The 13,185-nt window shown below is 70.8% G+C and carries 9 protein-coding genes and 1 pseudogene; 3 read left to right on the top strand and 7 right to left on the bottom strand.

From position 1 onward, the window contains the following. Positions 1-242: 242 nt before the first annotated feature. Positions 243-1,910 (top strand): alkaline phosphatase D family protein, encoded by a 1,668-nt coding sequence (locus tag I8N67_RS21365; RefSeq protein ID WP_200304769.1) that lies wholly within the window; start codon positions 243-245, stop codon positions 1,908-1,910. Between the two features lie 64 nt (positions 1,911-1,974). Here I8N67_RS21365 and I8N67_RS21360 read toward each other — a convergent pair whose 3' ends face one another. Further along, the gene (locus I8N67_RS21360) at positions 1,975-2,544 is read right to left on the bottom strand and encodes a dienelactone hydrolase family protein (RefSeq protein ID WP_200304768.1); all 570 of its coding nucleotides are present in this window, start codon (positions 2,542-2,544) and stop codon (positions 1,975-1,977) included. A gap of 107 nt (positions 2,545-2,651) precedes the next feature. Here I8N67_RS21360 and I8N67_RS21355 point away from each other — a divergent pair, with 107 nt between their 5' ends. Next, positions 2,652-3,776 (top strand): mechanosensitive ion channel family protein, encoded by a 1,125-nt coding sequence (locus I8N67_RS21355; RefSeq protein WP_200304767.1) that lies wholly within the window; start codon positions 2,652-2,654, stop codon positions 3,774-3,776. Positions 3,777-3,783: 7 nt separating this feature from the next. On the opposite strand, the pseudogene I8N67_RS21350 reads toward I8N67_RS21355, so the two are convergent. The 5 genes and pseudogenes from I8N67_RS21350 to I8N67_RS21330 all read right to left on the bottom strand — a co-directional run. Continuing rightward, positions 3,784-4,994 (bottom strand): annotated as a pseudogene (locus tag I8N67_RS21350) (Na+/H+ antiporter); the annotation flags it as partial. Between the two features lie 126 nt (positions 4,995-5,120). Then, positions 5,121-5,606: a GNAT family N-acetyltransferase gene (locus I8N67_RS21345; RefSeq protein ID WP_307835310.1), complete on the bottom strand. Its 486-nt coding sequence runs from the start codon at positions 5,604-5,606 to the stop codon at positions 5,121-5,123. Continuing rightward, positions 5,603-6,547 carry an RluA family pseudouridine synthase gene (locus I8N67_RS21340; protein WP_200304766.1) on the bottom strand — a complete coding sequence of 315 codons (945 nt, stop codon included), beginning with the start codon at positions 6,545-6,547 and terminating at the stop codon, positions 5,603-5,605. The genes I8N67_RS21345 and I8N67_RS21340 overlap by 4 nt, the downstream gene beginning before the upstream one ends. 76 nt (positions 6,548-6,623) lie before the next feature. After that, positions 6,624-7,235, bottom strand: a complete 612-nt coding sequence (lspA, locus tag I8N67_RS21335) for a signal peptidase II (protein ID WP_200304765.1) — start codon at positions 7,233-7,235, stop codon at positions 6,624-6,626. An 81-nt stretch (positions 7,236-7,316) separates the two neighbouring features. Further along, a complete protein-coding gene (locus tag I8N67_RS21330; RefSeq protein WP_200304764.1) occupies positions 7,317-8,165 on the bottom strand; it encodes a TraR/DksA family transcriptional regulator in 849 nt (282 codons plus the stop codon). A gap of 637 nt (positions 8,166-8,802) precedes the next feature. Here I8N67_RS21330 and ileS point away from each other — a divergent pair. Further along, positions 8,803-11,940 (top strand): isoleucine--tRNA ligase, encoded by a 3,138-nt coding sequence (gene ileS, locus I8N67_RS21325; protein ID WP_200304763.1) that lies wholly within the window; start codon positions 8,803-8,805, stop codon positions 11,938-11,940. 207 nt (positions 11,941-12,147) lie between these two features. On the opposite strand, the gene I8N67_RS21320 is transcribed toward ileS, so the two are convergent. Beyond that, positions 12,148-13,185: V-type ATP synthase subunit E (locus I8N67_RS21320; RefSeq protein ID WP_200304762.1), on the bottom strand; the 1,038-nt coding region annotated here is incomplete at its 5' end.

Genomic DNA, 13,185 nt, shown 5'->3' with positions numbered 1-13,185 from the left:
GGGGGACGAGAGCGGGCGGACTTCTCACGGTCCGCCCGCCCGTACGACCGGGGGCTACGCGACGCGCGCCGGGTGACGGTATGTCAGTCCTTACGCCGGGCCGCCGAGCCGTGTCCTGTCCTGTCCTGTCCTGTCCTGTCCTGTTCGTCGACCGACGAGCAGGACACAGCGATCTGAACACTGAGCGGATTTCACCGCGTCCGCCTTACCCCAGTCCGTACCGATCAGTAATCTGATCGGCCGTGACCAGTCGCAGATCTCACTCCAGCCCCAACTCCCCCACCCCGAACCGCCGTACGGTCGTCAAGACGGCCGCGGCCGGAGCCGTTCTCGCCGCGCCGCTCGCCGCATCGCTGGCTTCCGCGAGCTCGGCGGGCGCCGCCGAGGCACCGGCCTTCGTGCACGGCGTCGCCTCGGGCGACCCGCTGCCCGACGGCGTCCTGCTGTGGACCCGGGTGACGCCCACCGCACAGGCCGTACCCGGTTCCGGACTCGGCCCGGACGTCGAGGTCGGCTGGACCGTGGCCCTGGACAAGGCGTTCGCGAACATCGTCGCCAAGGGGTCGATCACCGCGACCGCCGCCTCCGACCACACCGTCAAGGCGGACGTACGGGGCCTCACGCCCGCCACCGCCTACTGGTTCCGCTTCTCCGCGGGCGGCACCGACTCGCCCGCCGCCCGCACCCGTACCGCCCCGGCCACCGAAGCCGCGGCTGCCGGTCTGCGCTTCGGCGTGGTCTCCTGCGCCAACTGGGAGGGCGGCCGCTTCGCCGCCTACCGCCATCTCGCCGCGCGCGGCGATCTGGACGCCTGGCTGCACCTCGGCGACTACATCTATGAGTACGGCACCGGCGAGTACGGCACCCGCGACAAGGTCGTACGCCCGCACGCGCCGACCCACGAGATCGTCACCCTCGCCGACTACCGCGTCCGGCACGCCCGTTACAAGACCGACCCCGACCTCCAGGCCCTGCACGCCGTCGCGCCGGTCATCGCCATCTGGGACGACCACGAGATAGCCAACGACGCCTGGTCGGGCGGCGCCGAGAACCACGCCGAGGGCACGGAGGGCACCTGGGCCGCCCGTCAGTCGGCGGCCAAGCAGGCGTACTTCGAGTGGATGCCGGTGCGCCCGGCGATCGCGGGCACCACCTACCGCCGGCTGCGCTTCGGCAAGCTCGTCGACCTCTCCCTGCTGGACCTGCGCTCCTTCCGCTCGCAGCAGGTGGGGATAGGCGACGGTGAGGTCGACGACCCGGACCGTACGCTGACCGGCCGGGCCCAGCTCGACTGGCTGAAGGCCGGGTTGAAGTCCTCCGACACGACCTGGCGGCTGGTCGGCAACTCGGTGATGATCGCCCCGTTCGCCCTCGGCAACCTCACCGCCGACCTCTTCGAACCGCTCGCCGAGCTGCTCGGCCTGCCGAAGGAGGGCCTCGCCCTCAACCCCGACCAGTGGGACGGCTACACCGACGACCGCCGCGAACTCCTCGCCCACCTGCGGGACAACGCCATCCGCAACACGGTCTTCCTCACCGGCGACATCCACATGGCCTGGGCCAACGACGTGCCGGTCAACGCCGGTACGTACCCGCTGTCGGCCTCCGCCGCCACCGAGTTCGTCGTCACCTCGGTCACCTCCGACAACCTCGACGACCTCGTCAAGGTCCCCGAGGGCACCGTCTCCGCAGTGGCCTCCCCACTGATCCGCGCGGCCAACCGGCACGTCCACTGGGTCGACACCGACCGGCACGGCTATGCCGTACTCGACATCACCGCCACGCGGGCGCAGATGGACTTCTACGTCCTCTCCGACCGTACGAAGGCCGACGCGACGTCGTCCTGGGCGCGCTCGTACCGGACGCGCAGCGGCACGCAGAAGGTGGAGCGCACGTACGACCCCGTATAAGCCGGCACGTCCAGGTTCTTCAAGTCCAGCACGTCCGGGTCCTATAGTCCGGCAGGTCCAGGTCTTACAGGGTTTCGAGGAAGCCGAGAGCCACCCGCCAGGTGGCCTCGGCGGCCTCCTCGTCGTAGTCGGGCAGGTCCGGGTCGGTGTAGAGGTGCCCGGCACCCGCGTATCTGTAGACCTCGACGTCGGCGCCCGCCTTGCGCATCTGGAGATACCAGGCGCTCAGCCAGTCGTCCGGCTCGAAGGAGTCGGGCTCGGCGACATGCAACTGGACGGGCAGGCCGTCGACGGAGGCGCTGGCGGCGATGTCCGACGTGCCGTGCAGAAGCAGCAGCCCGCGGGCGTTCTTGTCGCCCAGGGCCAGGGTCTGCGCGGTCGCGGCGCCCAGCGAGAAGCCGGCGTAGACGAGCCCTCGCTCGGAGTAGGGCGCGGCGGCCAGGACCGCCCGCTTGAGCAGCTCCTCCCGGCCCAGCTCCTGGTTGAAGGCCATGCCCTCCTCGACCGTGCCGAACGTCCGTCCGTCGAAGAGGTCGGGGGTCCACACCTCGTGTCCGGCGGCGCGCAGCCGGTCCGCCGCCTGGCGCACGGCGGGCCGCAGACCATAGGTCGAGTGGAAGAGCATGATGTTCATGAGGCCATGGTGCCAGCCGGGTACGACAACGGGCTCGGGCGCCCGTACCCCGAAGGCGGCCGAAGTCACATGTTCATCACCCCTCGCGGCCGGTTACGTTCGAAGGCATGGAGAACCTGCTCCGCCCCCTGATCGTCATCGGTGGCTCGGTCGTCCTCACGCTGCTCATCGGCTGGACCACCGACCTGCTGCTGCGCAAGGCCGACCAGCGGCACCACGAGACACCACTGTGGGGCCTGCTGCGCCGCGGCCGCATCCCTTACCAGCTGGTTCTGTGCGCCGCCTTCCTCAGAGCGTCGTTCGACCAGGCGCAGTTGCTGGAGCAGCACCGGACCGCCGTCGGCCGGGCCCTGACACTCGTCCTGATCGGGGCGACGGCCTGGCTGATGGTCCGGATCGCGGCCGCGATAGTGGAAACGACCTACAGCCGCTATGCCCGCGCCCACCGCGATCCGGCCCGGGTGCGCCGGGTGCGGACCCAGGTGACGCTGATCATGCGGGTGGTCACCGCGGTCGTCGGTGTGGTGGCCGTGGCCTCGATGCTGCTGACCTTCCCCGCGATGCGCGCGGCCGGCGCCTCACTGCTGGCCTCGGCCGGGGTCCTGGGCATCGTCGCCGGTATCGCCGCGCAGTCCACGCTGAGCAACCTCTTCGCGGGGCTGCAGATCGCCTTCGGCGACATGGTCCGCCTCGGTGACGTGGTCGTGGTGGAGGGCGAGTGGGGCACGGTGGACGAGATCACCCTCACCTTCCTGACGGTCCGCACCTGGGACGAGCGCCGCATCACGATGCCCGTCTCCTACTTCACCTCGAAGCCCTTCGAGAACTGGTCCCGAGGCGGCACCCAGATGACCGGCACGGTCTTCCTCCATGTCGACCACGCGGCCCCGATGCCCGAGATGCGCGAGCAGCTCCGCGACATCCTGCGGGCCTGCCGCGCCTGGGACGGCCGCCACTTCGACCTCACCGTCACCGACTCGACGCCCACCACCATCGAGGTCCGCGCCCTCGTCACCGCCAAGGACCCGGACGACCTCTGGACCGTCCGCGTCACGGTCCGCGAACACCTCGTACGCTGGCTCACCGAAACCCACCCCTACACCCTCCCCCGCGTCAACACGGCCGACGCGGTCCTCCCCCCGACCCACCCCAACGCCCACTCGGACGGCATGATCCCCCGCGCCACCCGCGGCCGCGTCCACGAACCACCGAGGTCGACGGGCAGGGGCTGAGCGGCAGCACGAGCCACGGCAGAGTGAGCCCCTGGAGCACAAGCGTCCCCATGATCACGCCGAACGCGATGAACACGATCTCGTCCCGGTCGGGAAACGCCGCCCCGCTGTCCGTCTCCAACGGAATCGCGAGCGCCAGCGCCACGGACGCCACCCCCCGCATCCCCGCCCACCACATCACCACGGTCTCGCGCCACGACATCGGGATCTCTTCGTCGTAGTCCCGCTTCGCGTGCAACCTCCGCGCGAGCCACGTCGCCGGGAGCAGCCACACCAGCCGTACGAGGACGACGACGGCCACGACGGCCGCCGCCCAGCCGAGCATCTCGCCCCACCGGCCCGACGCCGTCCGGATCGCGTTGTGCAGCTCCAGCCCGATCAGCCCGAACGCGACACCGGTGACCAGCGTGTCCACGACGTCCCAGACCGTGTGCCCGGCGAGCCGCGTCAGCACGTCGTCCGCGCCGAGCGCGTACTCCGCGAGGAACAGCGCGGTGGTGAGCACCGCGAGCACCCCGGACCCGTGCAGCTCCTCGGCCAGCACATACGACGCGTACGGCACGAGCAGGGTCAGCCCGATCTGCAGCGTGGCGTCGTCGAGGAAGTCCATCAGCTTGTTGGCGGCCCAGCCGAGCGCGAGCCCCACGGCGACGGCGACGCCGCCCGACAGTACGAGCTGGAGGGCGGCGCGGGGCAGCGAGAAGGATCCGCCGACGGCGGCCGCGATGGCCACGTGGTAGAGCACGATGGCCGTGACGTCGTTGAAGAGGCCCTCGCCCTCCAGGATGGACACCAGCCGCCGCGGCAGCCCCAGCTGCCCCGCCACGGCCGTCGCCGCGACGGGGTCGGGCGGCGCGACCATCGCGCCGAGCGCCACCGCCGCCGCGATCGGCAGCCCGGGCACGATCGCGCGCGCCACGGCGGCCACCACTGCGGTGGTCACGAAACCAGCGCCACGGCCAGCAGGAAGATCGGCCGCCGGTTGGCCGCGAACTGCCGCCAGGACGTCCGCCGCACCGCCGCGTACAGCAACGGCGGCAACAGCAGCGGCAGGATGAACTCCGGCGGGATCTCCACATTGGGCACGAACCCCGGCACCGCGAGCCCGATCCCCAGCAACGTCACCAGCACCGGCGCCGGCAGCCTCAGCCGCTCCCCCACCGGCACACTGACCACGGCCCCGAGCAACAGCACAAAGAACAGGGCCAACTGATCCACGTTCAGCACTCCGCGGGACGAGATCCGGACATTCGGCTCAACCCCAGCCTGCCACGCCCACTCGGCTTGCTCCGCAGCCGTCTTCCCAGACCCCGGTCGGCGGACTCCGGTCCAGGAGACTCCGGTCTACAGACTCCGCCGCATCGCCCGGTGAGGTATCCCCGCGTCCAGGAACTCCGCCCCGTACGCCACGTACCCCAGCCGCTCGTAGAACCCCAGCGCATGCGTCTGCGCGCCCAGATCGACCGCCGTCAGCCCACGCGCGCGAGCCGCGTCCTCGACGGCCCGCACCAGCGCCACCCCGACGCCCAGCCCACGCGCCGCCGGTACGACCGCCAGCCGCCCCAGGGACCCCACACCGGGAGCCCCACCGGTCTTGCCCGCGGCGGCCTCCCCGTACAGCAGCCGTCCGGCGCCGAGCGGCACCCCGTCGTCCCGTACGGCGAGGACATGCAGGGCCCCGGCGTCGTACACGTCGTACTCCAGGTCCTCCGGCACGCCCTGCTCGACGACGAAGACCTCCTTGCGCACCGCGAAGCACGCCTCACGGTCACCTGGGTCCTCGGCGACCCGCACCGCGTACGGCACGGGGGACGCGGCGGCCGGGCTCACGCGTACGTCTCCTCCCGGACCTTGTCCAGGGCTTCCTGCAGATCAGCGGGGTAGTCGCTCTCGAACTCGACCCAGCTCCCGTCACCGGGGTGCTCGAAGCCGAGCCGTACGGCCTGCAGCCACTGGCGGGTGAGGCCGAGCCGCTTGGAGAGCGTCGGGTCGGCGCCGTACGTGAGGTCGCCCACGCACGGGTGCCGGTGGGCGGACATGTGGACGCGGATCTGGTGGGTGCGCCCGGTCTCCAGCTTGATGTCGAGCAGGGAGGCGGCACGGAACGCCTCGACCAGGTCGTAGTGCGTGACCGACGGCTTGCCCTCGGCGGTGACGGCCCACTTGTAGTCGTGCTGGGGGTGCCGGCCGATGGGCGCGTCGATGGTGCCGCTCGTGGGGTCGGGGTGGCCCTGGACCAGCGCGTGGTACCGCTTGTCGACGGTCCGCTCCTTGAACTGGCGCTTGAGGGACGTGTACGCGTACTCCGACTTGGCGACCACCATCAGACCGGAGGTGCCCACGTCGAGCCGGTGCACGATGCCCTGGCGCTCGGCGGCGCCGGACGTCGAGATCCGGTACCCGGCGGCGGCGAGCCCGCCGATGACGGTCGGCCCGGACCAGCCGGGGCTGGGGTGCGCGGCCACGCCGACCGGCTTGACGATCACGACCACGTCATCGTCGTCGTGCACGATCTCCATGCCCTCGACCGGCTCGGCGACGACCCGCACCGGCGCGGGCGCCTGCGGCATCTCGACCTCCAGCCAGGCCCCGCCGTGCACCCGCTCGGACTTCCCGACCACCGACCCGTCGACCGTGACCTTCCCCGCGGCGGCGAGCTCGGCGGCCTTGGTACGGGAGAAGCCGAACATGCGGGAGATGGCGGCGTCGACACGCTCGCCCTCCAGGCCGTCGGGCACGGGCAGGTTACGGATCTCGGGAATCGTGCTCACCCGTCGAGTATGCCGGACGGGTGACGCACCCCCGACCGAGCCTGTGGACAAGTCCCCTCGACGCGGCCGGTGATCCTCAGTCCTTGTGGACGGTCCCGTCCGGGTCGAGCCCCCGGAAGGACAGCAGCACGATCAGGATGCCGCCGCACACGATGGCCGAATCCGCGAGGTTGAACACCGCGAAGCCCTTGGGCGCGATGAAGTCGACGACCGCGCCCTCGAAGACGCCCGGCGACCGGAAGATCCGGTCGGTGAGGTTGCCCAGCGCACCGCCCAGCAGCAGGCCGAGCGCGATCGCCCAGGGCAGGCTGTACAGCTTGCGGGCGAGCCTGGCGATCACCACGATCACGATCGTCGCGATCATCGTGAAGATGATCGTGAAGGCCTCGCCGAAGCCGAACGCCGCGCCCGCGTTGCGGATCGCCTCGAACTTCAGCCAGTCCCCGATGATCTCGATCGGCTCGTGGTGCTCCAGCTTCGCGACCACGATCATCTTGCTGATCAGGTCGAGCGCGTACGCCAGCGCGGCCACCCCGAACAGCACGGCGATACGGCGCTTGCCGCGCGGCTGCGCGGCCGCGTCGGCCTGCGCCGCCGCGGTGCCGTTCTCGCCGTCGGACTGCTCCGGGCCGGCCCCCGCCGCTTCTGGAATGTCCGGCGTACCGATGATGCGCTCCGCCTCTGCCACGTGAGTCCCTCAACCTAGGTTCCTGACTGAGGACAAAGGTACGACACGACCCCCGCGGACCAGGGGCTCAGGCGGTGATCACTAGCGGCGTTCCTGCTTCTGCTTGCACTCCACGCAGAGCGTGGCCCTGGGGAAGGCCTGCATGCGCGCCTTGCCGATCGGATTGCCGCAGTTCTCGCAGAGCCCGTACGTGCCCGAGGCGAGCCGGTGCAGGGCGCGCTCGGTCTGGTCGAGCATCTCGCGCGCGTTGTTGGCGAGCGCCATCTCGTGCTCGCGCGTGATGTTCTTCGCCCCGGTGTCGGCCTGGTCGTCGCCCGCGCCGTCCCCGGAGTCCCGCATCAGGCCGGTGAGCGACCGCTCGGAGGCCTCCAGCTCCGCCCGCAGCCGCATCGCCTCGGACTGGAGCTCCGTCCGGGCCTCGTCGACCTCGGCCGGGCTCCAGGGGTCCTCACCGGGGCGTACCGCCAGCTCGCCGGGCTCCACCGCTGCGGGCCGTGCCTTGGGGACGGCGGTGGGCTTCTTCGCCGCCGTAGCCGTACCAGGAGTGTTCTTCGCAACCACCGTCGTGGCTCCCGTCGTCTCGGCGGCCTCGGCCGCGTCCGCCTTCTTGACCATGCTCTTCTTCGTGGACGTGTTGGTACTGGAGGTGCTCTTGGATGTGCTCTTGGTGGCGCTCTTCTTGACCGCGCCCTTCGCAGCGGCGCTCTTCCCGGCAACGGCCTCCTCGGCGACGGCCGCCACCGCCTTGTCCGCCACCGCCTTCCCTGCCGTCTCCCCGACCGCCGCCTTCTTGGACACCGCCTTCTTGGCCACCCGCTTCTTGCCGGCCGCCCTCTCACCCGTGTCGTCGGCCTTCTCACCCGTGTCGTCGGAGGCCACCGTGGATCTGCCGGACGCCGACTGCTGTTCGGCGGTCTTCTTCGCCACCATGGCCGCGGCCCCTTCACATATCGTGATCTTGCACGCGAATCGTGCTGGGACGATAAATCGACCCGAGTCCCGCGGCAACGGGGCGGACCACTCATTCCACCCGCCCCACGACCGTCGCGCGGCAAGCCTGCAAGCGTTGTGCCCAGCTCCCCGCCGGGTATTCCGCCGTGCCGGACGTCCCAGGATCCGGACGCCCGACCCGCTCCATTCGGGTCACCGCGCAGGTCACCCCGCCCACCACCGACGAGGCCCCGCCCACCCCCGCCGCACCCGCCCACGGCCGCCGGAAAACCGGTCGGCCGCTGTCCGCGCGGCCCCGTACACTGGGCGGAGCGAAAAGCGTGGATGGGGACGAGTAGCGTCGGACGCAGCCCAGAGCGACCCGGGGACGGTGGAAGCCCGGGGGCGAGCGCGGCGCGAAGATCACCCCGGAGCCGCCGGAAGAAAGCCGAAGCCCCTGGGGCGCGGCGAGTAGATCCGGCATCGCGACCCCAATGAGGGGGCTCCCTGGCGCGTACGGCGCACAGGAGAGCCAAGGAGGGTGGTACCGCGGGAGCGCGCCGCACACGGCGTACGAAGGATCGAAGCTCTCGTCCCTCCGACGGAAGGCAGCAAGTCCGTTGGAGGAAGTTCGCTCATGACAGAGCCGACGTATCGCCAGGTGCCCGCCCAGGTCGACCTGCCCGCGCTCGAGCACGCGGTGCTCGACTTCTGGCGCGAGCAGAAGATCTTCGCCAAGAGCCTGGAGCAGTCCGCAGGCCGCCCCGAATGGGTGTTCTACGAGGGCCCGCCCACCGCCAACGGCATGCCGGGCGCCCACCACATCGAGGCGCGCGTCTTCAAGGACGTCTTCCCCCGCTTCCGCACGATGCGCGGCTATCACGTGGCCCGCAAGGCCGGCTGGGACTGCCACGGCCTCCCGGTGGAGCTCACCGTGGAGAAGGAGCTCGGCTTCAGCGGCAAGAAGGACATCGAGGCGTACGGCATCGCCGAGTTCAACGCCAAGTGCCGCGACTCCGTGCTGCGCCACACCGACGCCTTCGAAGAGCTCACGACCCGCATGGGCTACTGGGTCGACCTGGGCGACGCCTACGTCACGATGGACCCCGAGTACATCGAATCGGTCTGGTGGTCGCTCAAGGAGATCTTCAACAAGGGCCTGCTGGTCCAGGACCACCGCGTCGCCCCCTGGTGCCCCCGCTGCGGCACCGGCCTGTCGGACCACGAGCTGGCGCAGGGCTACGAGACGGTCGTCGACCCCTCGGTGTACGTCCGTTTCCCGCTCACCTCCGGTCCGCTCGCGGGCGAGGCCGCGCTCCTGGTGTGGACGACCACGCCGTGGACGCTGGTGTCCAACACCGCGGTCGCCGCGCACGCCGAGGTCACCTACGTGGTCGCCACGAACGGCGAGGAGAAGCTCGTCGTCGCCGAGCCGCTCGTCGCCAAGGCGCTCGGCGAGGGCTGGGAGACCACCGGTCAGACCTTCACCGGCGCCGAAATGGAGCGCTGGACGTATCAACGTCCGTTCGAGCTGGTCGAGTTCCCGGCGGAAGCCCATTTCGTCGTCAACGCCGAGTACGTCACGACCGAGGACGGTACGGGTCTGGTCCACCAGTCCCCCGCCTTCGGTGAGGACGACCTCAAGGTCTGCCGCGCGTACGGCCTGCCGATGGTCAACCCGGTCCGCCAGGACGGCACCTTCGAGGAGGACGTCCCGCTGGTCGGCGGCGTCTTCTTCAAGAAGGCCGACGAACGGCTCACCGAGGACCTCCAGCAGCGCGGCCTGCTCTTCAAGCACATCCCGTACGAGCACAGCTACCCCCACTGCTGGCGCTGCCACACCGCGCTGCTCTACTACGCGCAGCCGTCCTGGTACATCCGCACCACCGCCGTCAAGGACCGTCTCCTTGAGGAGAACGAGAAGACCAACTGGTTCCCGGACTCGGTCAAGAGCGGCCGGTACGGCGACTGGCTGAACAACAACATCGACTGGGCCCTGTCCCGCAACCGCTACTGGGGCACGCCGCTGCCGATCTGGCACTGCGAGGACGACCACCTCACGGTCGTCGGCTCCCGCGCCGAGCTCACCGAGCTCACCGGCACCGACCAGTCGGAGCTGGACCCCCACCGCCCGTTCATCGACGACGTCACCTTCGCCTGCCCGAAGTGCCAGAAGACGGCCACGCGCGTGCCGGAGGTCATCGACGCCTGGTACGACTCGGGTTCGATGCCGTTCGCGCAGTGGGGCTACCCGTACAAGAACAAGGAACTCTTCGAGTCCCGCTACCCGGCCCAGTTCATCAGCGAGGCCATCGACCAGACCCGCGGCTGGTTCTACACGCTGATGGCCATCGGCACCCTGGTCTTCGACAAGTCCTCGTACGAGAACGTCGTGTGCCTCGGCCACATCCTCGCCGAGGACGGCCGCAAGATGTCCAAGCACCTCGGCAACATCCTGCAGCCGCTCCCGCTGATGGACCAGCACGGCGCCGACGCCGTCCGCTGGTTCATGGCGGCCGGCGGCTCCCCCTGGGCGGCCCGCCGTGTCGGCCACGGCACCATCCAGGAGGTCGTCCGCAAGACCCTCCTCACCTACTGGAACACGGTCGCCTTCCAGGCCCTGTACGCGCGCATGTCCGACTGGGCGCCCAGCGCGGCGGACCCGGCCCCGGCGGACCGGCCGGTCCTGGACCGCTGGCTGCTGTCCGAACTCCACGCGCTCACCGACCAGGTGACCCAGTCCCTGGAGGCGTACGACACCCAGCGCGCCGGCAAGCTGCTCTCGGCGTTCGTCGACGACCTCTCGAACTGGTACGTACGCCGGTCGCGCCGCCGCTTCTGGCAGGGCGACAAGGCCGCGCTGCGCACCCTGCACGAGGTCGTCGAGACGGTCACCAGACTGATGGCCCCGCTGACCCCGTTCATCACCGAGCGGGTCTGGCAGGACCTGATCGTGCCGGTCTCCCCGGGCGCCCCCGACTCCGTCCACCTGGCCTCCTGGCCCGAGGCGGACCTCGCCGCCATCGACCCGGAGCTGTCCCGCCAGATGGTCCTCGTACGCCGCCTCGTGGAGCTGGGCCGCGCCACCCGCGCGGAGTCGGGCGTCAAGACCCGCCAGCCCCTCTCCCGCGCCCTGGTGGCCGCGACCGGTTTCGAGTCCCTCGATCCCGAGCTGCACGCCCAGATCACGGAAGAGCTCAACGTGAGCTCGCTCGCCTCCCTGAGCGAGGTGGGCGGCTCGCTCGTCGACACCACGGCGAAGGCCAACTTCCGCGCCCTGGGCAAGCGGTTCGGCAAACGCGTCCAGGACGTCGCCAAGGCCGTCGCCGCGGCCGACGCCGCCGCCCTGTCCCTCGCCCTCCGCGAGGGCACGGCCTCGGTCGAGATCGACGGCGAGACGGTCGCCCTCGCACCCGACGAGGTCATCATCACGGAGACCCCGCGCGAAGGCTGGTCCGTGGCCTCCGACTCGGGCGCCACGGTCGCCCTGGACCTGGAGATCACGGAGGAGCTGCGTCAGGCGGGCCTGGCCCGCGACGCGATCCGTCTGATCCAGGAGGCCCGCAAGAACAGCGGGCTGGACGTGGCCGACCGGATCGCGCTCCGCTGGACGGCCACGGACCCGGCGGTGACCGCGGCCCTGGCCGAGCACTCGTCCCTGATCGCCGACGAGGTCCTCGCCACGGACTTCGCCGAGGGCGAGGCCGACGAGACGTACGGCACACCGTTCACGGACGAGGGCCTGACCCTGACCTTCCGGCTGCGCAAGGCGTAACCGCCTCCTCGTCGAACCCGAAGGCCTGGGGCACCGAGAAATCTCGGTGCCCCAGGCCTTCGGCGTTGCGTACGCCGTACATCCGCGCCCACTCCCGAACAACCACCCCACGCACCCCGAACGCGCACAGCGAAAGGGCGGGGCCCCGGATCGAAATCCGGGGCCCCGCCCTGAACGCTGCCGACGCCTACGGCGTACCAGTAATCGTCAGTTGTCGTCCTCGTCGATGAGGAACCCGCGCATCGGCGAGGGAGCCTGTCCCATCGGAGAGGGACCCTGCGGCCGGACCGGAGCCATCGGCTGGGTCATGGCCGGAGACATCTGCTGCTGACCGCCGTAGGAAGGCGCGGCGGGGGACGGCGCACCACCCATGCCGCCACCACCCATGCCTCCACCCATGCCCTGGTTGCCGCCGCCGTACGACGGGGCGCTCGCGCCGGCCGGAGCCATGGAAGGCGCCGGGGACGGCGGCAGCGACGCGGTCGCCGGAGTACGCGGCGGTGCCAGCGAGTCGTCGGCCTGGGTCTCCAGCTGACGCAGCTGCGACTCCAGATAGGACTTCAGGCGGGTGCGGTACTCGCGCTCGAAGCCACGCAGATCCTCGACCTTGCGCTCCAGCGTGGCGCGGGCGGACTCCAGGGAGCCCATCGCGACGCGGTGCTTCTCCTGCGCGTCCCGCTCCAGGGCGTCGGCCTTGGCACGGGCGTCGCGCTCCAGACCCTCGGCGCGGCTGCGGGCCTCACCGACGATCTTGTTGGCCTCGGAACGGGCCTCGGCGATCGCCTGGTCGGCGGTCTGCTGGGCCAGCGAGAGCACACGCGCGGCGCTGTCGCCGCCGGGACCCTGACCGGGGCCGCCCATCGGACCACCCATGGGGCCGCCCATCGGGCCACCCATCTGCTGCTGCATGGGAGGCTGGCCGCCCATGGGTCCCTGGCCCATCTGGCCCTGACCCATCTGGCCCTGACCCATCTGGCCCTGACCCATCTGGCCCTGGCCCATTTGACCCTGACCCATCTGCTGCTGCATCTGGCCCTGACCCATCGGGCCCTGGCCCATCGGTCCCTGACCCATCGGGCCGGGACCCTGCTGCCCCTGGCCACCAGGGCCGGCGGGCAGCTGCGGCGCACCGCTCGGCAGCTGGGGCGGCCCACCCATGGGGCCCCCCATCTGCTGCGGCGGGCCCGATATCCCAGCGGGCACAGGTCCACCGGGACCTCGCATGCCCTGCTGCTGCATACCGCC

It is taken from the genome of Streptomyces adelaidensis, assembly GCF_016598475.1.
Taxonomy (GTDB): domain Bacteria; phylum Actinomycetota; class Actinomycetes; order Streptomycetales; family Streptomycetaceae; genus Streptomyces; species Streptomyces adelaidensis.
Note: the sequence above shows the minus strand (reverse complement) of the source record. Positions and strands in the feature narration are given on the sequence as shown.

Coding starts and splice junctions, on each gene's coding strand:
- I8N67_RS21360 (WP_200304768.1), bottom strand. CDS start 2,544: ATGAACATCATGCTCTTCCACTCGACCTATGGTCTGCGGCCCGCCGTG.
- I8N67_RS21355 (WP_200304767.1), top strand. CDS start 2,652: ATGGAGAACCTGCTCCGCCCCCTGATCGTCATCGGTGGCTCGGTCGTC.
- I8N67_RS21330 (WP_200304764.1), bottom strand. CDS start 8,165: ATGGTGGCGAAGAAGACCGCCGAACAGCAGTCGGCGTCCGGCAGATCC.
- ileS (WP_200304763.1), top strand. CDS start 8,803: ATGACAGAGCCGACGTATCGCCAGGTGCCCGCCCAGGTCGACCTGCCC.